Source organism: Microbacterium sp. A8/3-1 (assembly GCF_040267695.1).
GTDB classification, from domain to species: domain Bacteria; phylum Actinomycetota; class Actinomycetes; order Actinomycetales; family Microbacteriaceae; genus Microbacterium; species Microbacterium luteolum.
Map to the genome: position 1 here is coordinate 2235407 of NZ_CP158357.1, position 19403 is coordinate 2254809.

The window sequence follows — 19403 nt, forward strand, 5'->3', positions numbered from 1 at the left end:
CGTGTGTGATGCAGGATGTGATTCAGGGTCGATCCGCGTCGACCGGCGTCCAGCCGGCGTCGGCTGCTGCGCTGCGCTCGACGCCGTCGAGCACACGCTGCACGTAGAGGCCGTCCTCGAAGGAGGGCTCCGGCGTGCGTTCTTCCGCGATCGCACGGACGAAGTCGGCGACCTCGTGCACGAACGCGTGGTCGTAGCCGAGTCCGTGGCCGGCCGGCCACCAGGCACCGGCGTACGGATGCGACGGCTCCGTCACGTGGATCCGACGGAACCCCGCCTCCGACGCATCGACGGTGTGGTCGTGGAACCACAGTTCGTCGGCGCTCTCGAAATCGAAGGAGACGGAGCCGAGCGAGCCGTTGACCTCGAGGCGCATCGCGTTCTTGCGTCCCGCCGCGAAGCGCGTCGCCTCGAAGGTCGCGAGGGCGCCGCCGTCGGTGCGGCCGATGAACACGGCGGCGTCATCGACGGTGACCGGGCCGTATCCGGTGCCGGCCGTCGCGGCGAGCGCACCCGTCGCGGCCGGAAGCGGGCGCTCTCTGACGAACGTCTCGGTGAGTGCGCTCACCCCGGTGAGCCGCTGGCCGGTGACGAAGACGGCCGCATCCACGATGTGCGCCCCGATGTCACCGAGCGCGCCGGAGCCGGCGCGCTCGCGATCGAGGCGCCACACCAGCGGGAAGTCCTCCGCGACGATCCAGTCCTGCAGGTACTGGGCCCGGATGTGGCGGATCGTCCCGAGCCGCCCGGCTCCGACCAAGGCCCTGGCGTGGGCGAGCGCCGGCACGAAGCGGTAGCTGTATCCGACCATCGACTGGATCCCGCGCTCGCGCGCCGACTGTGCGGCCGCGACCATCGATTCGGCTTCGGCGAGCGAGTTGGACAGTGGCTTCTCGCACAGCACGTGCTTGCCAGCGGCGAGCGCCTCCTCGGCGATGACCGCATGCAGGTCGCCGGGCACGCAGACGTCGATGACGTCGACGCGGGGGTCGTCGAGCAGTTGCCGCCAGTCGGTCGACGACCGGGCGATGTCGTTCCGCGCGGCGAAAGCGGCTGTCCGTTCCGGATCCTGACCCGCGACGGCGACGACCCGAGGGGTGAGCGCGAGGTCGAACGCCCGCGATGCCAGGGTCCAGGCCTGTGCGTGCACGCGGCCCATGAACGACGTGCCGACGAGACCTACGCCGAGCTCACGGCCGTCAGACATCTCTGTCATCACCACTCCTGTTCGTCATCGCACCAGAGTTTCGGTTAAGCGTTTAAACTCACCGTTGTCCGAGTATGCAGACATATGTTGGACTTGTCAACATATTCATCAGCGATGATGGACGCACCCGTAACCCCGCGGGATCGCCTCGCCCCGAGAGGATCGACCATGGTCACCATGCACGACGTCGCCGCCCGAGCGAACGTCTCGGTGGCGACGGTCTCGTTCGTCTTGAACGGCACCAAGCCGATCTCGCCCGCCACGACGTCGCGCGTCGAGCAGGCGATGCGGGAGCTCGGCTACCGTCGCAATCCGGTCGGAGCCGCCCTCGCCCGCGGCCGCACCAAGATCATCGGGATGCTGTACCCCGCGCTGCAGCGCCCGCTGAGCGGCACCGTCGGAGGGTTCTTCACCAGCGCCGCTGTCCGCGCGCAGGAGCGCGGCTATCAGCTCGTGCTGTGGCCGATCAGCAACGAGTCCGACGAGGCGATGGCGCTGGCCGACACCGGGCTGGTCGACGGCGTGCTGCTGATGGAGGTGCAGCTGAACGACAATCGCGTGCCGGCATTGGTCCAGGGCCGCACCCCGTTCGCCCTCATCGGACGCACCGCGGACCCCGAAGGGCTCGCGTACGTCGACGTCGACTTCGGCGCCACCGTGACGACCGCGGTCGAGACGCTCGTCGCCCTCGGACACCGCGACTTCTGCCTGGTCACGGGCGGCTCCCGCGCCGGTCGATTCGAGGAGCACGGTCCCGCCGAGCGTTCGCGTGCCGCGTTCCTCGCCGACATGGAGGCCGCAGGACTGACCGGCGCCGTGCGCTACTGCCTCGAGGACTCGCGCGAGGGCAGGGCGTTCGGACGCGCGTTCCGCGACGAGCACCCCGACGTGACGGCCATGCTGCTGCTGAACGAGCACGCGGCGCCGGGAATCGTGATCGGTCTGCGCGAGGCCGGCGTGCGCGTGCCCGAAGACCTCTCGATCATCTCGTTGGGTTCCTCGGCCCACATGGCGAACATGGTCGACCCCGCCCTGACATTCCTCCGCTCACCGGCCGACGAGCTGGGGCGCCTCGGCGTCGACACCATCATCGACCGGATCGAGAATCCCGACGCGGGGCTGCCCGCCGTGCTCATCCCGTGCGAGATGGTGCCGGGCGGCTCCATCGCCGAGGCCCCGGGCCGCGCCTAGGCGACGGCGGGCTCGATGAGGTCGAGCCCGAGCCCCGGAGCCGAGGACACCGTCGCCCAGGCGCCCTCGATGCGCACGGGCGAGGGCGCGGCCAGGATGCCGAGTGCGTCGAATCCGGCATCCTCCACGTCCTCGACCCAGGTCGCACGCGGAAGCGTCACGGCGAGCTGCGCCGAGAGATCGGGCAGGAGGTGCGGAGCGAGCGTGACGCCGCGCTCCTCGGCCAGGCCGGCGATCTCGAGGAAGGGAGTGATCCCTCCGACGCGGATGACATTCGGCTGGACGACCGCGGCGAATCCCGCGTCGAGCGCCTCCCGGAAGCGGTGCACGGTGTGCAGGTTCTCACCGAGGGCGATCGGCGTCGTGATACGCCGGGCCAGCTCGCGGTAGCCGGCGGTGTCGTCGGAGCGCAGCGGCTCCTCGATCCACGTGAGATCGAAGGGGGCGAGTGCACTCATGGCGCGCGTGGCCCGATCGACATCCCAACGCTGATTCGCGTCGATCATGAGCTGCCGGTCGGCACCCAGGATCTCGCGCACGAGCGCGACCCGCGCCACGTCCTCACCGAGGTCCGGCCGCCCGACCTTGATCTTCACCGCCCGGATGCCGCGCTCGACCCACCGCTCGACCTGTGCGGCGAGCTCGCCCTCTGTGTAGTGCAGATTGACCCCCGAGCCGTAGACCGGAAGCCGCTCCTGCGTGCGGCCGAGCAGGTCGGGCACGCCGACCCCGCGTGAACGCGCGCGCAGGTCCCAGAGCGCGAGGTCGAGGCCTGCCATGGCGATCGTGGTGATTCCGCCTCCACCGGCCTCGTGGAGATGAGCCCACAGCGCGGGCCACAGCACTGTCGGGTCGCTGTCGCGACCGAGCGCGAAGCGGCGGATGTCGTCCTCCAGAAGCGCGGCGACCGCACGGGCTCCGATCGTCGGCGTCCAAGAGAAGCCGCTCCCCGTACCTCCGTCGCGATCCTCCACGTCGACGCGCACGAGATGCAGGTCGGGGGCCTCCGGCACCCAGGGCCGCGGCATCCGCACCGACAGGGGCCGAACGTCGATCCGGATGATCTCGCTCATGAGCCGCCGATCATCCGCTCGCCGGCGTCGAGGATCCGGCGCAGCTCCTCCGAGTGGGCATCACCCGGGTCGGTCAGCGGGGGACGGACGCCGCCGACCGGGGCTCCGCTCAGGCGCAGCCCCGCCTTGATCAGCGAGACCGCGTAGCCCGGCGTCGTGTCACGGAGGGCGACGAGCGGATGGTAGAACCCTTCGAGCAGACGATCGCACGCGGCGCTGTCACCGTCGACGTACGCGCGGTAGAAGCCCGAGGCGATCCGCGGCGCCATGGCGAAGACGGCGGAGGAGTAGAGCGGGATCCCGATCGCGCGGTACGCCGCCTGGCTGGCCTCAGCGGTGAGCAGGCCGTTGAAGAACTGCACGTCGTCGCGCACGCGGCGCGCCGCGAGGACGATCTCCTGGGCGAGGGCCACGTCTCCGATCCCGTCCTTGAACCCCACGATCGTGGGCTGCTCGGCCAGCAGGCGCGCGAACGTCTCGGCAGTGAAGCGCGCGCTGCCGCGGTGGTAGACGACGACCGGGAGGGTCGACGCCTCCGCGACCGCGCTCACGTAGCGGACCAGCCCCTCCTGCGAGCTGCCGACGAGATACGGCGGAAGCAGCAGGATGCCGTCGGCCCCCATCCCGGCCAGCTCGCGGACCGACGCGATCGCCTGCCCGACCGGTCCGCCGACGCCGGCGACCACCGGGACGCGCCCTGCGACCGTGTCGATCGCGACGCGCACGACGCTGAGGGATTCCGTGGCGGAGAGGGCATGGAACTCGCCGGTGCCGCAGGCGGGGAAAACTCCGCCGGGTCCGTGCTCCATCCCTTCGGCGAGCACCCGCGCCGTGGTCACGAGATCCACCTCGCCGTCGGCGTCGAAGGCCGTGACCGGGAAGTAGAGGGGGCCGTCGCGGAATGTGAGTGTCATCGAGAGGTCCTTCCGTCGGGAGCGGATGTGGATGCGGCGAGAGCCGCGAGGGCGTCGGGGTGGAGTTCGGTGCGCCAGGAGCGTCGCGGGACCCAGCCCGTGTCGCGCGTCGCTGCCGTGCTGTCGAAGGCGCTGGAGGTTCCGCGCAGCGCAGGGGCCGCGTCGCGGGTGCCGGGGTGGAAGCGTGGCAGCAGCTCGTCGAGCGGGTCGACGGCCAGGGCATCCGCCGCGCCGACGAAGTAGCGGGCCCCGCTCGGTGCGGCATCCGCCGCGAGCCAGGCGTCGATGAAGACGCCGACGTCGCGGGCGTCGACGTAGTTGAACAGCGAGACGGCGGCGAGCGCGGGGTCCTGCAGCCGGTCGAGGACCGTGTGCCCCTGTTGGGTGGGAGCCCCGTCCCACTCCTCGGGCGTGATGACGTAGCAGGGGCGGAAAGAGGCGAGACGCACGGACGGTGCGGAGCGGGCGAACGCGGCGACCGTCTCCTCCACGCACACCTTCGACAGGGCGTAGGCGTTCGCGGGGGCCGTAGGCGCCGACTCGTCGAGCGGCAGCCGCTCCGGGGTCCAATCCGGGGCGCCGTAGCCGAGCACCGTCGGACTCGATGCGACGAGGATCCGCGTGACGCCGGCGGCGACGGCGGCCTCGATGGCGGTGAAGGCCATGCCCGTGTTCACGGTGAAGATGTCCCGCTCCGGCGCGCTGAACGGCACCGCGATCGCGGCGAGGTGGACGAGCGCCTGCGGTGCGGTGCCGCGCAGCAGGTCGACCGTCGCCTCCGCATCGGTCAGGTCGATCGGCGTGATCTCCTCGCCCGGGGCACGGTCGAGACGGTGCACCTCGTGTCCCGCGGCGACGAGCACGTCGACGACCGCGCGCCCCAGCCGTCCCGATGCGCCGGTGACTGCTACTCGCATGTCTCTCCTCCCCCGTGATTCTGCTTCCCCATCAGCTCTCGCACCAGACCCGCACGTCCCATGGATCGAGCTCGACGAGGGCGCCGGCGTCATGGGCGGCGCCGTCGAGCACCGACGAGACGGCGCGCTCCGGACGGATCGTCTGCGCTCGGCCCGACCAGTTGTGCAGCACCCACACGCGCCCGCGCACGCCGGTCAGCGAGTGGGCGGTGACCGACCTCGGACGGTCGCCGAACATTCCCGACGACCGGGGAGGCGGGGCGGCTTCGGCGATGACGCCCGCGAGGGACGAGCGGTCGGGAAGCGTGCCGACGACCGTGATCGTGCCTTCCCCGACAGATCGACGGGTGACGGCGGCCCAGCGCCCGTAGTGCGGATGCCGGTACCCGAGAAGCACGTCGGCCTGGTCAGGCTCCAGGGCGTCGATCCAGCCGCGCGCTTCGCCGACGACCGCCCCATCGCGCTCGATCGGCACCGGCGTCGGCGGCGCCGCGAACTCGCGGTAGGCGACCCCGGCGAGCGGCCCGAGCACCGCCGGCGCCGTGACCGCCCGCATCCGCCCCTGATCGTCGGCGTAGCCGGTGCGCGGTCCGACGACGAGACGACCGCCCAGCCGCGCATACTCGGCGAGGATCTCGAGCGTGCGATCGGATGCCGCGATGAGCCCGGCCGCGATCAGGGTCGGATACCGCGACAGCAGCTCCCCCGCATCCGTCAGCTGCCGCTCGTTCACGTACTCGACCTGCAGTCCCGCATCGATCGCGGCACGGCCGAAGGCGCCGACGATCCGCGCGTAGGAGCCGCGGTCCGGGGCGCCGCCGGGCGCTGCCAGTGGAGGCTCGAACGCCATCATCCACTCGCTGTCGTGCGCGTACACGATGCCGATGTCGGCATCCGGCACGGCATCCGCCAGCCATTCCGACGCCACGGCGAACTGCCGTCCGATCTCCGCGATCTCCTCGTACACCCGGCCGGGCTGGAGATCGTGCCCGAGGATGCCACCCCAGTGCACCTCCGCGCCCGAGTGGAGCGTGTGCCAGTGCCAGTACGAGACGAGGCGCGCCCCGCGCGACGCGAGCAGCCACGCGGCCTGCGCCAGCTGCCCGTCGTACGGCGGCCGGGTCAGCGAGGCCGCGCCGATCGACGCCGCTCCGGTCTCGGTGACGAGAAAGGGCGCCTGCCTGGTCGCCCGCATCCGGTCAGCGCTGAGGATCAGCTGCGGCACGTCGTCGGCGTACCACTGGCCGCCGGCCCCCTCGCGTTCGTAATCGAGGGAGTCCTGCGCCAGGTAGTAGGCGTTGCCGCTGGCGATGTCGAGGTGCGCGCCGACGGCGACGTCGTCCATCGCGGGGCGCTGATAGGCGATGCAGGTCATGAGCACCGTGTCATCGGCCACCAGCTCGCGCGCGATCCCGGCCTGCCAGCCGATGAACTCCGCCGTGAGCTCGGCCTGGAAGCGTCGCCAGGCGAGGTCGTACGCCGGCGTCGTGTTGCCCGCCGGGGCCCACAACTCATCCCACTCGGAGATCCGATGCGACCAGTAGGCGAGGCTCCATTCGCGATTGAGCGTCTCGACGTCGCCATAGCGCTCCGCGACCCAGCGGCGGAAACGCGCGACCACGTGCGCGTTGTGGATGAGGTGCAGACCCGCCTCGTTGTCGAGCTGCACGCCGATGACGGCCGGATGCCTGCCGTAGCGCCCGAGCACCGCGCGGATCACGCGCTCGGCGTACCCGCGGAAGACCTCGGAGGTGAAGTCCACCTCCTGCCGCCCGCCCCACGGGACCGACGACCCGTCCTTGCGGACGACCGCGAACTCGGGGTGGAGCCTGCTGAGCCACGGCGGAACCGCGTAGGTCGGGGTGCCGAGGATCACGTCGATCCCGTGCGCCGCTGCACCGTCGAGCACCGGCGCGAGCCACTCCAGGTCGAACTCGCCGTCGCGCGGCTCCCACGTCGACCACACCGACTCCCCCACCCGGATGCAGGTGATCCCCGCCTCGACCATGAGCCGGAGGTCCGTCGTCCGCCGGGAGGGGTCTGGAAGGTACTCGTTGTAGTACGCCGTGCCCAGCCGCGGGCCGTCCGCCCATGCGGTCCGGCGGCGAGACCCGCTCTCGGCCACGGTTCAGACCTCGACGCGCGTGATGCGGAGCGCGATCGGCTTCCCCGCGGGCAGGTCCACCGGCGCGGAGTCGCGGTCGAAGGCCTCGTTGCGGGCGACCTCGGTGAGGGCGAAGCGGCGCCCCACCGGCGTGACGGTCATGTTCCAGGTGTCGATGACGTCGACCTCGAAGACGTCGCCCTCCTCCGGGCTCTCCCCGGGCTGTCCGACCGGGAGCCGGAACGACCACGACGCCGGCGCGGAGCGCCCGAGGTACTGCACGTACTGCTGCCGATGCCAGCCGGCCACGTACGCGGGGTCGTCCCATTTGTCGATCGGGTCCAGGCCGGGTACGACCAGATCGTCGAGGATGCCGCGCAGGAAGGCGATCCGCGCCGGGGACTCGCCGCGCAGCACACCGCCCTCGACCATGTGCAGGCTGCCGCTCTCGGTGAGGAAGCTCTCTCCGTGCGAGGCGTAGCATCCGGCCACCGTCGTGATCCAGAATCGGTGCACGAGTTCCGGGCCGTCGAGGTGCCCCCAGCGATCGGGGATGTCGCCCTCGTACTTGATCTCGTCGAGCACGACGGGCTTCTTCCAGACGTCGCGATACAGGTTGGCTCGGCCGAAGTCCTCTGTCGCCGCGCCGTTCTGGATCGAGGCGTGCGTCACCCACGGCTGGTTGTTGTCGTAGATCTCGATCCAATTGTGGATCGAGCGCAGGTGCTCGTGCGGGTCGACGGAGGCGAGGAGCGCACCGGTGCGGTCCCAGCGATCGTCGGGCCGCTCGAGCTGGTCGAACTCGTTGCACAGCGACCACCACACGTGCGCGTATCCCGACAGCCGCGCGACGAGGTACCGCAGGTAGACGGCATCCTCCTCTTCCGTCAGGGCGTCGAGCCCGAACTGGCCACGGTCGTAGGCGTCGAAGATGAGCACGTCGGCCTGGATGCCGCGCGCGCCGAGCATCTCGACGGCACCGTCGAGATGCTGGAAGAACTCCGGCACCGGACGGCTGACGTCCCAGTGCCCGTCCGTCTTCTCGAACGGCATCAGCGCGGGCACGTGCTCGATGTAGCCGCCGCCCTGCGGGAAGACCATGAAACGAAGCTTGTCGAACCCGACCTCGGCGATGTCGTCGACGGTCTGAGTGAACAGCGGTTCGTCCTGATGCAGCCAGTTGTACGCGGTCGTGCCGACCGGACGGTAGGGCGTGCCGTCGGCGTGCGCGAAGTGGAAGCGGTGCGCCACCCGCACCGGACCGTGCGCGGCTCCCGGCGCGACCTCGAAGCTCCCGCTCGATCGGTCGAGCGCGGTGCGCGCGCCCTCGACCTCCCACGTCCAGGCGCCGTCCGACTCGGGACAGACCCGCACGCGATAGGTCGTCCCGCCGTCCCAGAACCCGGGGACGACGATCTCCTCCGCGCCGTTGCGCAGGCGCACCGAGAAGGGCGGCTCCGCACCGATCGGCAGACGATCGGCACCCTCGAAGACGAGCTCGACGGTGTCGTACCTGGGGAACATCATCATCCTCCTGCGTCGGCGGCCACCCGTCGTCGGGCGTCGATGATCCCCAGTCTTGCATAATTTGCGCCTGATGAATCTCTATTCATCGAGAATCTGAGAGAATATACTTTCATCAGCGAATCTCCATCCGATCCGCGCTGAAGCAGGAGGACCACCGTGTCGTCGACCCCCTTCGCCACCCCCGTCGACGGACAGCTGCGCCTGCTCACCAAGGTGGCGCGAATGTACCACGAGCGCGGCATCCGCCAGTCGGAGATCGCCGCAGCACTGAGCATCTCGCAGGCGAAGGTGTCCCGACTCCTCAAGCGCGCGGAGACCGCCGGCATCGTGCGGACCATCGTCACGGTCGCCCCCGGCGTGCACGCCGAACTCGAGGAGCGGCTCGAGGAGGGGTACGGGCTCGCGGAGGCGGTCATCGTCGACGTCGAGCCAGATGCCGACGAAGCCGAGCTGCTCGCCGCCATCGGAGCCGGAGCCGCCGGCTACCTCGAGGCCTCACTGTCGGGCACCGACCGGATCGGGGTCTCGTCGTGGAGCCGCTCCGTGCTGGCGATGACCGACCGGATGCGGCCGCTCCCGACGCGCGGGGCGACCGAGGTCGTGCAGCTGCTCGGGGGCACGGGCGCGCCCGAGGCGCAGAGCCACTCGCACCGCCTCCTCAGCTCGCTCGCGCGGATGCTCGGCGCCGACCCGATATACGTCCAGGCCCCCGGCATCGTGGCCGACCCGGCCGTGCGCGACAGCCTGCTCAAGGACCCGTCCATGCAGGAGACCATGCGCCACTGGGAGTCGCTGACGATGACCATCATGGGGATCGGCAGCATCGAGCCCTCCGACGTGCTGTCCACCAGCGGCAATGCGTTCGCCGACGACGAGCGCGCCCAGCTGCTCGCCGAGGGCGCGGTCGGCGACATCTGCCACCACGTCCTCCGCATCGACGGATCCGCGGTGACCGGCGAGATCGACGACCGCGTGATCGCGATCCCCGTCGACAAGCTCCTGCGCATCCCGCGCCGCGTCGGCATCGCCGGCGGCGAGCGCAAGCTCGATGCGATCCGGGGTGCGATCGCCGGCGGGTGGGTCACCGCGCTGGTGACCGACCTGCACACGGCAGAGCGCCTCGCCGAGACGATCTGACGACGCCGGGGCACCGCTCCTAGAGCGCCGCGACGGCCTCGCTCAGTCGCCGGATGCCGGGGTCGAGGCTCGTGAGCACCCGCGCCGACACGTCGACGCCTGCGGCCGCACTGGCCATCGACGCCTGCGCGAGCACGACGACGTCGGCATCCGCGGCCAACCGCTCGATCGCGGCGCCGACCAGCCGGTCGTGCGTGGCCCTGTCGCCGCCGTAGACGGCCGCGAAGGCTCCCTCCACGACCTCGCTGACGAACTCCGGCGCTCGTCCCGCTCGCTCCGCGCGCTCGCGGAGCAGGGCGAGGGTGGGGGTCAACGTCGTCGGGAGGGTGGCCAGGACGGCGATCCGGTCCCCCGCGGTCACGGCGTCATCGGCCATGGCCTCGTCGATCCGCAGCACGGGGATGCCCGCGGCATCCGCTGTGGGACCTGCCAGGTGCGAGATCGACGAGCACGTGAACATGACGACATCGGCCCCGCCTGCACGGGCCGCTTGGGCAAGGTCGATCAGGCGCTCCGGAACGGATGCCGCGCGCTCGGGATCCCCGAGATCGGCGACGATCTTGTCGTCGAGGTAGTTGACCGTGGTCACCCCGGCGAGGTGCTCGCGCGCGAGGTCCGCGACCGGCGGGATCACGACGGCACCGGTGTGGATGAACGCGACACGCGGATTGGAGGAGGTCACCGGATCATCCTTTCAGGGCACCGCCGGCCATGCCGGCCATGATCTTCTTGTTGAGCGCCAGGAAGACGATCATCAGGACGAGGATGTTGAGGCTCACGGCCGCGAACAGCGGACCGTACTGCGTGGAGCCGTACTCATCGCTCAGGCTGAGCAGTCCCACCTGGATCGTCGCGAGCTCGGGTCTGGTGGTGAACGTCAGCGCGATCAGCAGATCGTTCCAGACGCTGAAGAACTGCACGATCCCGACCGTCAGGATGGCGTTCTTCATCATCGGCATGCCGATCAGGAAGAACGAGCGCAGCGGACCCGAGCCGTCGACCGTCGCGGCCTCGAAGATCTCCCGCGGCACGGCGCGGAAGTACGTCGCCATCAGGAAGGTCGTCAGCGGCAGACCCATCACGGTGTAGGTGATGATCATCGGCAGCATCGTGTTCGTGAGACCGAGCCGGAAGTAGACGATGAACAGCGGGACGAGGATCATCTGCCCCGGCACCATGATGCCGGCGAGGACGTAGAGCAGGGCCGCGTTGCGACCCTTCCAGATCATCACCTCGAGCGCGTACCCGGCGGCGACGCCGATGAAGACGATCAGCAGCACCGACGGGATCGTCACGATGATGCTGTTGAGGTAGTTCCGGGCCACATCGCCGTTCGTGAGCGCCGAGATGTAGTTGTCGAACTGCCAGGTCTTCGGGAGCGACAGCGCCGGGTCCGAGAGGAACTCCGACTGCGTCTTGAAGGATCCGAGCACCATCCACACCTGCGGATAGAGCACGACCACCATCAGGAGCGCGACCAGGATCCAGACCGGGATGCGACGGATGGCGCGCATCGCGGCGCGGCGCCCCTGACCCGGTCGGGGCCGCTGCACCGTGGGCGTGGCGACCGTGAGCTGTGTCTGCGTCTGCAGCGTCGTCATGATCAGACCTCCGCCTTCTGTCGCTGCGATCGGAAGATCGCGAGGGTGAAGACCAGGCACAGGATCGTGAGCACGAGTGCGATGGTCGATCCGTAGCCGTACTCGGCGTACTCGAAGGCCGTGCGGTACATGTACAGGGTCAGCGGTGCTGTCGAGGTGCCCGGCTGACCGTTGTTCAGCGCCAGGAGGCTGTCGAAGACCTTGAGCGTGGAGTTCAGGCTGAAGATGATCGACGACAGCAGGATCGGGAGCGACAGCGGCAGGATGATGTTCTTCACCAGACGCAGACCGTTGGCGCCATCGAGCCGAGCGGACTCGATGATCTCCTCGGGGATGTCGAGGAGGCCCGCGTAGAGCAGCACCGCGTAGAACCCCATCGAGCTCCACAGCGTCATGACGATCGCGGTCGCCATCGTTCCGGCCGTCGACGCGAGCACCTCGACGCTCTCACCGCCGAAGAAGTTGATGATGTCGTTGACCGGCCCCTGGTTGTCGCCCACGGCCACGAAGCTCTTGAAGAGCAGCGCGACGGCGACGGTGGGGAGGATCGCCGGGAAGAAGACGATCGTGCGCACGAGCGAGGAGCCCTTGCGCAGCACGAAGACGTAGAGGAGCGCGAGTCCGTACCCGAGGGCGACCTGGCCGATCGTGGCGACGATGGCGAAGAAGACGCTGACGCCGAGCGACTGCAGCGCGGCCTTGTCGGTGAAGAACGTGGTGAAGTTCTCGATGCCGACGAAGTCGAACCCGCGCAGCGTGTTGCCCTCGAAGAACGAGAGGCCGAACGACCACAGCACCGGCACCATCTTCAGCAGCGTGTAGAGCAGCAGCGCGGGGCCGAGCAGGATGAAGATCGTCTTGCGATCTCCGAAGATCGAGTTCATTCGCTCGGTCCTTTCTCGGAAAGAGGCCGACTCCTCACCCGGACGGCGAGGAGTCGGCTTCCGGGTCAGCGGTTGGCGTCGATGCTGTCCTGCAGCGCCGCCATGTAGTCCTCCGGAGACATCTGACCGGTGGTGAGGAGCGTGCCGTTGGTGGACGCGAGCGAATTGCTCTTCGGGTCCATCAGCGCCTCGAACCACAGTACGGTCTCGTCGATGCCGGAGATGCGCTCCTGGATCTCGAGCGTGTTCTCACTGATGTCGGACACCTCGCCGTTGACGGCGAAGCCCGAGATCGAGCCGGTGTCCTGCAGCGCCTGCTGGCCGTAGTTCTCGGCGATGCAGGCGACCCAGTCCTTGACCTTCGGTCCGAACTGCCCGGCCGCGATGATCATCGGCGCTCCCGCGTTGGCGGGGTACTGGTCGATCGAGCCCTTGCCGCCGCCGACCGCGGGGAACGGCATGAAGCCGACGTTCTCTCCGCCGATCTGGTTGCGCTCCGGGTCGTTGATGGCGCTCAGCAGCCAGGTGCCGTCGTAGGCCATGCCGGCCTTGCCCGTGAGGAACAGGTTCGACGTGGCGTCGGGGTCGCGGGTCGAGAAGCCCTCACCGAAGTAGCCCTTCTCGGCGTACTCGGCGATCGCCTCGGCACCGGCGACGTACTCGGGGTCGGTCAGCTTCGCGTCGCCGTCGGCGACAGCCTGCATCGCCTCGGGTCCGACGTTGCGGAAGATGTACATGCCCAGCAGACGGGTGAGTGGGAAGCCCGCGGCACCTGCCTGGGCCATGGCCGTGTACCCGGCGTCCTGCAGCTCCTGGGAGACCTCGGCGAGCTCATCCCAGGTCTGGGGCTCCTCGAGGCCGAGCTCTTCGAAGATCTGCTTGTTGTAGAAGATGCCCTCGATGTTGTACTGGTACGGCAGCGAGACGAACCCGCCGTACACCTGCTCGACGGTGGATGCCGCAGCGGGCAGCACGTTGTCCCAGGCGTCCTTCTCCTCGAGCGCCGCCTTCAGGTCTCCGACCAGGCCCGCAGCGCCGAGGTCGCCGGTGGGGCGGATGAGCGCGGTGCCGGCGATCGTGTGCGTGGGAAGGGCATCCTGGCTGGCCAGCAGCGTGATGCGCTGCACGGTGTCGGCCTGAGCGATCTTCTGGTGCTCGATGGGGAGCGCCTCGTTCTCGGCCTTGCACTGGTCGGCCGCGAGAGCGTCGAGCGTCGGGCCGATGACCGTGTTCTCGTTGGCCGTCATCACGGTGAAGGCCTCGGGGTCGGTGCCGCCGTCGGACGAGCCACCACCACCGCCGCCGCCGTTGTCGCCGGAGCCGCCGCAGGCCGCGAGCGGCAGGGCCGCCGCGACGACGATTCCGAGCGCGAGCCACTTCCGGCTGCGGGTGCTGTGGATGTTCATGACGTCCTCCTTGACGAAGTGCAGGGCGATGCGGGGTATGACATGAGAATAGAATCGTTTCAACGGTGTGTCAACAATCAGTATTGAAAATTTATTCACATCGACCCTGATTTCGCGCTAGCATGCATGATCATGCAGTCCTGCGATGACTTGCAGAATGCACGATCTGACTGCTGCCATCGACGGCAGCCGCCTCGGAAGGAACACGTCATGTCGACGACGAACACTCTGCGCGAATCGGGCCCGCTGCGGCCGCTCGGAGCACAGAGCGCCCGCTGGACCCACGGCTTCTGGGGCAGCATCCACGATCGCACGCGTGACGTCACGGTCCCGCAGATCTGGTCGTCGCTCAGCGATCCGGCGGTGAGCCCGGGGCTCGCGAACTTCCGTATCGCCGCCGGCCTCGAGGAGGGCGAGCACCTCGGCCCCTCCTTCATGGACGGCGACTTCTACAAGTGGCTGGAGGCGGCGATCGCCAGTCTCGAGACCGACCCCGACGAGGAGCTCGCCGCGCGCATCGAGGACATCGCCGCGCTGATCGCCTCCGTGCAGCGCCCCGACGGCTACCTGCACACCCCGACGATCATCGCGGATCGAAACGATCTGGACGTCGCAGCCCTCGCCGACCGCTTCCACTTCGAGACCTACAACCTCGGCCACCTGATCACCGCCGGCGTGCGGCACCACGAGGTCACCGGGTCGGACACTCTTCTCAACGCGGCGCGCAGAGCAGCAGGCTTCCTGGAAGACCTCGCCACGAACAGGCCGCTGGAGCTCGCCCGCAGCGCCATCTGCCCCTCGCACTACATGGCCGTCATCGAGCTGTACCGGGTGACGCGCGAGGAGCGCTACCTGCGCCTCGCCGAGGCGTTCGTGCGCGTGCGTGACGACTTCGAGGGCGGAGACGACAACCAGGACCGCGTGCCGATCCGCGAGCAGACGGTCGTGGCCGGTCACGCCGTCCGTGCCAACTACCTCTACGCGGGCCTCGCCGACCTGGTGCTCGAGACCGGAGACGCCGAGCTCGAGGGTGTGCTGGAGCGGCTGTGGCAGGACGTGGTCGACACCAAGCTCTACATCACCGGCGGATGCGGCGCGCTCTACGACGGCGCCTCCCCCGACGCCTCCCCGTGGCAGCGCGACATCAGCCGCGTGCACCAGGCCTACGGCCGCGCGTATCAGCTGCCGCACACCACCGCGCACAACGAGTCGTGCGCCAACATCGGCATGATCTTCTGGAGCGAGCGCATGCTCGCCCTCACCGGCGACGCGAAGTACGCGGATGTGATCGAGCAGGTCGCCTACAACAGCCTGCTCGCGAGCATCAGCCTCGGCGGCTCCGAGTACTTCTACACGAACGCCCTGCGCCAGGTCCGCGACCTCCCGTATCCGCTGCGTCGTCCCGGCGACACCGCGATCCATCCGACTCCCCCGCCGCCGCCCTCTGATGAGCGCCTGCGCGAGAGCTACCTCGCCTGCTTCTGCTGCCCTCCGAACATCGCGCGCACGCTCGCCCGGTTCCATGAGCGCGCTGCCAGTCTCGGCGACGACGGCCTGTACGTGCACCAGTACGGCGGCAGCGAGCTGAACGTGACGACGGAGGATGGCCGCTCCCTCGCCCTGCGCGAGGACAGCGACTACCCCTGGAGCGAGACGCTCACGTTCACCGTGACCGCGGCATCCGGCGGCGGCCTCCCTCTGCATCTGCGCATCCCCGGCTGGAGCGAGGGCGCGACCGCGACGGTGAACGGCGCCGAGGTCGCGGTGTCGGCACCGAGCACGTACACGCGGATCGAGCGCGACTGGGTCGAGGGCGACGTGGTCGTCCTGACGCTGCCGATGCCGGTGCGGATGCTGCGCGGTCACCGCCTCGCCGAGGAGACAGCCAACCAGGTCGCGGTGCGCCGTGGACCCGTGGTCTACGCCCTGGAGAGCGCCGATCTGCCCGATGGGGTCGTGCTCGAGCAGGCGGCGCTCCGGCGCGAGTTCGAACTGACGCCGGTGCCGACCGAGATCGACGGTCACCGCGTCGTCGCCCTCGACACCGAGATCGCCGTGCTGCCGACCACGTCGGAGGACTCGCTCTACAATCTGCTCGGCGACGCCGAGGTCGCCACGGCTCCCGCCCGCCTCGTGCCGTACTACACGTGGGGCAACCGGGGAGCCGGCGAGATGTCCGTGTGGCTCCCCCTGGTGTGGTGACTCGCATGAGCACGCACCACGTCATCGCGACGTATGTCATCGAGACCTCGCTTCCGCTGCAGCACGCGGCCGAGGTGCTGGCCGGGGAGCAGTCCACCGGCACGTTCGTCCGCGTGCAGCGCGAGTCCGACGACCTCCGGGCACGGTTCGCCGCCCAGGTCGAGTCCCTCCAGGAGATTCCGCTGACCGGAGCCTCGCCGCTGCCCGGCGCGGTCGGCGACCCCGCCGAACGGCGCAGGGCCGTGCTGCGGCTGCGCTTCCCCCTCGACAACTTCGGGCCCTCGCTCCCGAACCTGCTCGCGGCCGTCGCCGGGAACCTCTTCGAGATCAAGGAGCTCTCCGCGGTGCGCCTGATCGACCTCGATCTGCCGCCCGCGTTCGCCGAGCGCTACCGCGGTCCGCGCTTCGGGGTGGCGGGCACACGCCGGTTGATGGGCGCGTCCGACGGCGCGATGATCGGCACGATCATCAAGCCCAGCATCGGCCTCGCCCCGGCCGAGCTCGCGGAGGTCGTCGGAGAGCTCGCCGAGGCCGGCATCGACTTCATCAAGGACGACGAGCTGCAGGGGAACGGCCCGTCCTCGCCGCTGTCGGCACGCGTCGCCGCGGTCATGCCGGTGCTGCACCGGTACGCCGACCGCACCGGCCGCATGCCGATGTACGCGTTCAACATCACCGACGACATCTCGCGCCTCGAGGCGAACCACGATCTCGTGGTCGCCGCCGGCGGCACCTGCGTGATGGCGTGCGTCAACCTCGTCGGTCTCGCAGGCCTCGAATTCCTCAGCGCGCACACCGCCGTGCCGATCCACGGGCACCGCACCATGTTCGGTGCGATCGGCCGGTCGGAGCAGGTCGGGATAGGCTTTCGCGCGTGGCAGAAGATCGCCCGCCTCTCGGGCGCGGATCATCTGCACACCAACGGCATCAGCAACAAGTTCTACGAGACGGACGACGAGGTGCTCGACTCCATCGCCGCGGTGCGCGAACCACTTCTGGGGATCGCCCCGACCGTTCCGGTGCTCTCCAGCGGCCAATGGGGAGGCCTCGCGCACGCCACCTACCGCGCGGTCGGCACGACGGATCTGCTGGTGCTCGCCGGCGGCGGCATCCACGGCCACCCCGACGGCGCGGCGGCCGGCGTGAGCAGCATGCGCGACGCCTGGGCGTCGGCGGCCCGCGGCGAGACGGCTCAGGATGCGGTCGACCGATCGGCCGCTCTGCGCCGGGCGACCGAGGTTTTCGGCCCGGTCCGTGTCTGAGGTCCGGTATGCCTGAGATCCGGGCGGCGTTCTACGGCGACGACTTCACCGGGAGCGTCGACGCGCTGCTGCAGTTCGCGCGGCGCGGATGGTCGGGGCGTCTCTTCACCACGCTCCCGACGCCCGAGGCTCTGCACGCGGCGGCGCAGGCCGTCGACGTGGTCGGGATCGCCGGCATCGCGCGATCGCTCTCGCCGGAGCAGATGGATGCCGAGGTCATCCCCGCGCTGCGGGCTCTGGTCGCGACCGGCGCCCCGATCGTGCAGTACAAGGCGTGCTCCACCGCCGACTCCGCGCCGGAGGTCGGCAGCCTCGGACGCGTGATCGAGCTCGGGCGCGAGATCGTCGCGCCGCATCCGGTGCCGATGCTGTTCGCCCAGCCGGACTTCGGGCGCTTCACCCTGTTCGGCACGCACTTCGCGTCCGAGGACGGCGTCGTGCACCGGTTGGACCGGCAGCCGACCATGTCGAGTCACCCGTCCACCCCGATGACGGAGGCCGATCTCGCGATCCACATCGGCCGGCAGACCGCCCTGCCCATCGGAGCCGTGTCGCTCACGGTCTACGCCGACCTCGCCGAGCGCCTCCGCCATGCGGACGCGGCGGGCGTCGTCCTGGATGCCGTGACGGACGCGGATCTCGTCACCGTCGGCGCCGCCCTTCGCGACCTCCCGGTTCCCGTGTTCGCGATCGGCTCCGGGGGCCTCTCGCAGGGCATCGCCGCAGCGGCGCCCGGCACGAGCGCGCCGGTTCCCGTCGCCACACCGGCCGCCGGTGCGGTGCTGGTCGTCTCGGGCAGCCGCTCGCCGCAGACGCGTCGGCAGGCCGAGGCCGCCGCGGCCGCGGGGTGGTTGGTCCAGCCGCTTCCTCTCGACGTCGCCGACGCGGCCGAAGCCGCGCAGGATGCCGTGGTGGCGCTCTCCTCCGGCCGCGGAGTGGTCTTCACCTCCGCCGACGCCGACGCGTCAGGGGCTGGTGAGCGTCCGATCCTCGAGGCCATCGCGGAAGCATCCGCGATCATCGTCAAGGCCGCCGCGCAGGCGCGGGCCGCGCGCCGCGTGATCGTGTGCGGCGGTGACACGTCCAGTCGCATCACGCGGCTGCTCGGCATCGAGGCGCTGTCCATCGCCGCGAATCCGTGGGGCAACGTCGTGCTGCTGCGGCCGCACGCCACGGACCCCGCGATCGACGGGCTGGAGCTGCTGCTCAAGGGCGGCCAGGTCGGTGCCGACACCCTGTTCCTCGACGTGGAGGCGCTCGACGCCTGAGCGCGAAGCCGGACCGCGGGCTCTAGGCGCTCCCCGCGCCCCATCGTCCGAGAGCCGTGATCGCCTCGCTGAGCGCCACTCCGCGCTCGGTCAGCGCGTAGGCCCGGGTGTTGTGCCGGAGCGGCAACCGCGTCAGCACTCCGGCCGCCTCGAGTTCGCGCAGGCGCGTCGCCAGCATGTTCGTCGGCGCACCGAGGTCGCGCTGCAGGTCGCCGTAGCGCTGCGGCCCGTCGAGCAGCCGCTCCACGATGAGCAGTGCCCACCGCGCGCCGACGACGTCGAGGGCCGCGGCGAGATCGCTCACGCGGCGGGTTCGTCCGCCGGCTTCATCCAGAACGGAGAGTAGTGGTAGCCGTCCGGATCGTCGAACTGGCGCTGGTACATGAAGGGGTAGTCGTCGGTGTCGCCGATGCGTCCACCGGCGGCTCCGGCGCGCTCCACGAACTCGTCGACCGCCTCGCGGCTGCCGAGGTCGAACGAGACCGTGACCTTGGAGGGCGTGTCGGGGCCGCCGATCAGCTCCTCGACTCCTCCGACGCTCGCGTACATCTCGCGGCTGCCGAGCATGACGTACTGCTCGGGCGCGATCGCGAAGCACGACACGTTGTGATCCGACATCTCGGCATTGAGGGTCCAGCCGAGGGCCGTGTAGAAGGCGGTCGCGCGTTCGACGCTCTCGACCGGGCAGGTGATGAAGAGGCTCATGCGCT

The 19403-nt window shown here is 69.9% G+C and carries 17 protein-coding genes; 5 read left to right on the top strand and 12 right to left on the bottom strand.

Going from position 1 to position 19403, the window contains the following annotated elements; all coding sequences use genetic code 11:
• Positions 1–22 precede the first annotated feature (22 nt).
• The gene (locus ABS642_RS11025) at positions 23–1216 is read right to left on the bottom strand and encodes a Gfo/Idh/MocA family oxidoreductase (RefSeq protein WP_350350091.1); all 1194 of its coding nucleotides are present in this window, start codon (positions 1214–1216) and stop codon (positions 23–25) included.
• 159 nt (positions 1217–1375) lie between these two features.
• Here ABS642_RS11025 and ABS642_RS11030 point away from each other — a divergent pair, with 159 nt between their 5' ends.
• Positions 1376–2398 carry a LacI family DNA-binding transcriptional regulator gene (locus ABS642_RS11030; RefSeq protein WP_350350092.1) on the top strand — a complete coding sequence of 341 codons (1023 nt, stop codon included), beginning with the start codon at positions 1376–1378 and terminating at the stop codon, positions 2396–2398.
• Here the strand turns inward: ABS642_RS11030 and ABS642_RS11035 are convergent.
• From ABS642_RS11035 to ABS642_RS11055, 5 genes are read right to left on the bottom strand one after another with little or no spacing between them, the layout of a single operon-like run.
• Complete coding sequence (locus tag ABS642_RS11035) at positions 2395–3471, bottom strand: mandelate racemase/muconate lactonizing enzyme family protein (protein WP_350350093.1); 1077 nt, start codon at positions 3469–3471, stop codon at positions 2395–2397. The two genes, ABS642_RS11030 and ABS642_RS11035, sit on opposite strands and share 4 nt — an antisense overlap.
• Positions 3468–4385: a 5-dehydro-4-deoxyglucarate dehydratase gene (locus ABS642_RS11040; protein WP_350350094.1), complete on the bottom strand. Its 918-nt coding sequence runs from the start codon at positions 4383–4385 to the stop codon at positions 3468–3470. The genes ABS642_RS11035 and ABS642_RS11040 overlap by 4 nt, the downstream gene beginning before the upstream one ends.
• Positions 4382–5302 (bottom strand): NAD(P)-dependent oxidoreductase, encoded by a 921-nt coding sequence (locus ABS642_RS11045; RefSeq protein ID WP_350350095.1) that lies wholly within the window; start codon positions 5300–5302, stop codon positions 4382–4384. Before ABS642_RS11045 ends, ABS642_RS11040 begins: the two co-directional genes overlap by 4 nt.
• A 31-nt stretch (positions 5303–5333) precedes the next feature.
• Positions 5334–7427: a beta-galactosidase gene (locus ABS642_RS11050; protein WP_350350096.1), complete on the bottom strand. Its 2094-nt coding sequence runs from the start codon at positions 7425–7427 to the stop codon at positions 5334–5336.
• 3 nt (positions 7428–7430) lie between these two features.
• On the bottom strand, positions 7431–8933 hold the full coding sequence (locus ABS642_RS11055) for a DUF4038 domain-containing protein (RefSeq protein WP_350350097.1): 1503 nt from the start codon (positions 8931–8933) through the stop codon (positions 7431–7433).
• A gap of 156 nt (positions 8934–9089) precedes the next feature.
• Here ABS642_RS11055 and ABS642_RS11060 point away from each other — a divergent pair, with 156 nt between their 5' ends.
• On the top strand, positions 9090–10070 hold the full coding sequence (locus tag ABS642_RS11060) for a sugar-binding domain-containing protein (RefSeq protein ID WP_350350098.1): 981 nt from the start codon (positions 9090–9092) through the stop codon (positions 10068–10070).
• Positions 10071–10089: 19 nt separating this feature from the next.
• On the opposite strand, the gene ABS642_RS11065 is transcribed toward ABS642_RS11060, so the two are convergent.
• From ABS642_RS11065 to ABS642_RS11080, 4 genes are all read right to left on the bottom strand, one after another.
• On the bottom strand, positions 10090–10752 hold the full coding sequence (locus ABS642_RS11065; protein WP_350350099.1) for an aspartate/glutamate racemase family protein: 663 nt from the start codon (positions 10750–10752) through the stop codon (positions 10090–10092).
• Positions 10753–10756: 4 nt separating this feature from the next.
• Positions 10757–11671, bottom strand: coding sequence for a carbohydrate ABC transporter permease (locus tag ABS642_RS11070; RefSeq protein ID WP_350350100.1), 915 nt, complete (start codon positions 11669–11671; stop codon positions 10757–10759).
• A 2-nt stretch (positions 11672–11673) separates the two neighbouring features.
• A complete protein-coding gene (locus ABS642_RS11075) occupies positions 11674–12555 on the bottom strand; it encodes a sugar ABC transporter permease (RefSeq protein ID WP_350350101.1) in 882 nt (293 codons plus the stop codon).
• Positions 12556–12620: 65 nt separating this feature from the next.
• Positions 12621–13961 carry an extracellular solute-binding protein gene (locus ABS642_RS11080; protein ID WP_350350102.1) on the bottom strand — a complete coding sequence of 447 codons (1341 nt, stop codon included), beginning with the start codon at positions 13959–13961 and terminating at the stop codon, positions 12621–12623.
• Between the two features lie 210 nt (positions 13962–14171).
• Between ABS642_RS11080 and ABS642_RS11085 the strand changes: the two genes are divergently transcribed.
• The 3 genes from ABS642_RS11085 to ABS642_RS11095 are packed head-to-tail and all read left to right on the top strand — an operon-like array spanning position 14172 to position 18693.
• Positions 14172–16163 (top strand): beta-L-arabinofuranosidase domain-containing protein, encoded by a 1992-nt coding sequence (locus ABS642_RS11085; RefSeq protein ID WP_350350103.1) that lies wholly within the window; start codon positions 14172–14174, stop codon positions 16161–16163.
• A gap of 5 nt (positions 16164–16168) precedes the next feature.
• Positions 16169–17425 (top strand): RuBisCO large subunit C-terminal-like domain-containing protein, encoded by a 1257-nt coding sequence (locus ABS642_RS11090; RefSeq protein ID WP_350350104.1) that lies wholly within the window; start codon positions 16169–16171, stop codon positions 17423–17425.
• Positions 17426–17433: 8 nt separating this feature from the next.
• Positions 17434–18693 carry a four-carbon acid sugar kinase family protein gene (locus ABS642_RS11095; RefSeq protein WP_350350105.1) on the top strand — a complete coding sequence of 420 codons (1260 nt, stop codon included), beginning with the start codon at positions 17434–17436 and terminating at the stop codon, positions 18691–18693.
• A 22-nt stretch (positions 18694–18715) separates the two neighbouring features.
• Here ABS642_RS11095 and ABS642_RS11100 read toward each other — a convergent pair whose 3' ends face one another.
• Both ABS642_RS11100 and ABS642_RS11105 read right to left on the bottom strand, forming a co-directional pair.
• The gene (locus ABS642_RS11100) at positions 18716–18997 is read right to left on the bottom strand and encodes a helix-turn-helix domain-containing protein (protein ID WP_350350106.1); all 282 of its coding nucleotides are present in this window, start codon (positions 18995–18997) and stop codon (positions 18716–18718) included.
• Positions 18994–19398, bottom strand: coding sequence for a VOC family protein (locus ABS642_RS11105; RefSeq protein WP_341946420.1), 405 nt, complete (start codon positions 19396–19398; stop codon positions 18994–18996). The genes ABS642_RS11100 and ABS642_RS11105 overlap by 4 nt, the downstream gene beginning before the upstream one ends.
• Between the last annotated feature and the right edge of the window lie 5 nt (positions 19399–19403).

Excerpts from the sequence above, each read along its gene's own strand:
- ABS642_RS11030 (WP_350350092.1), top strand. The coding sequence starts at position 1,376 with ATGGTCACCATGCACGACGTCGCCGCCCGAGCGAACGTCTCGGTGGCG.
- ABS642_RS11080 (WP_350350102.1), bottom strand. The coding sequence starts at position 13,961 with ATGAACATCCACAGCACCCGCAGCCGGAAGTGGCTCGCGCTCGGAATC.
- ABS642_RS11045 (WP_350350095.1), bottom strand. The coding sequence starts at position 5,302 with ATGCGAGTAGCAGTCACCGGCGCATCGGGACGGCTGGGGCGCGCGGTC.
- ABS642_RS11055 (WP_350350097.1), bottom strand. The coding sequence starts at position 8,933 with ATGATGTTCCCCAGGTACGACACCGTCGAGCTCGTCTTCGAGGGTGCC.
- ABS642_RS11075 (WP_350350101.1), bottom strand. The coding sequence starts at position 12,555 with ATGAACTCGATCTTCGGAGATCGCAAGACGATCTTCATCCTGCTCGGC.
- ABS642_RS11085 (WP_350350103.1), top strand. The coding sequence starts at position 14,172 with ATGTCGACGACGAACACTCTGCGCGAATCGGGCCCGCTGCGGCCGCTC.
- ABS642_RS11095 (WP_350350105.1), top strand. The coding sequence starts at position 17,434 with ATGCCTGAGATCCGGGCGGCGTTCTACGGCGACGACTTCACCGGGAGC.
- ABS642_RS11040 (WP_350350094.1), bottom strand. The coding sequence starts at position 4,385 with ATGACACTCACATTCCGCGACGGCCCCCTCTACTTCCCGGTCACGGCC.
- ABS642_RS11025 (WP_350350091.1), bottom strand. The coding sequence starts at position 1,216 with ATGACAGAGATGTCTGACGGCCGTGAGCTCGGCGTAGGTCTCGTCGGC.
- ABS642_RS11105 (WP_341946420.1), bottom strand. The coding sequence starts at position 19,398 with ATGAGCCTCTTCATCACCTGCCCGGTCGAGAGCGTCGAACGCGCGACC.
- ABS642_RS11035 (WP_350350093.1), bottom strand. The coding sequence starts at position 3,471 with ATGAGCGAGATCATCCGGATCGACGTTCGGCCCCTGTCGGTGCGGATG.
- ABS642_RS11070 (WP_350350100.1), bottom strand. The coding sequence starts at position 11,671 with ATGACGACGCTGCAGACGCAGACACAGCTCACGGTCGCCACGCCCACG.
- ABS642_RS11090 (WP_350350104.1), top strand. The coding sequence starts at position 16,169 with ATGAGCACGCACCACGTCATCGCGACGTATGTCATCGAGACCTCGCTT.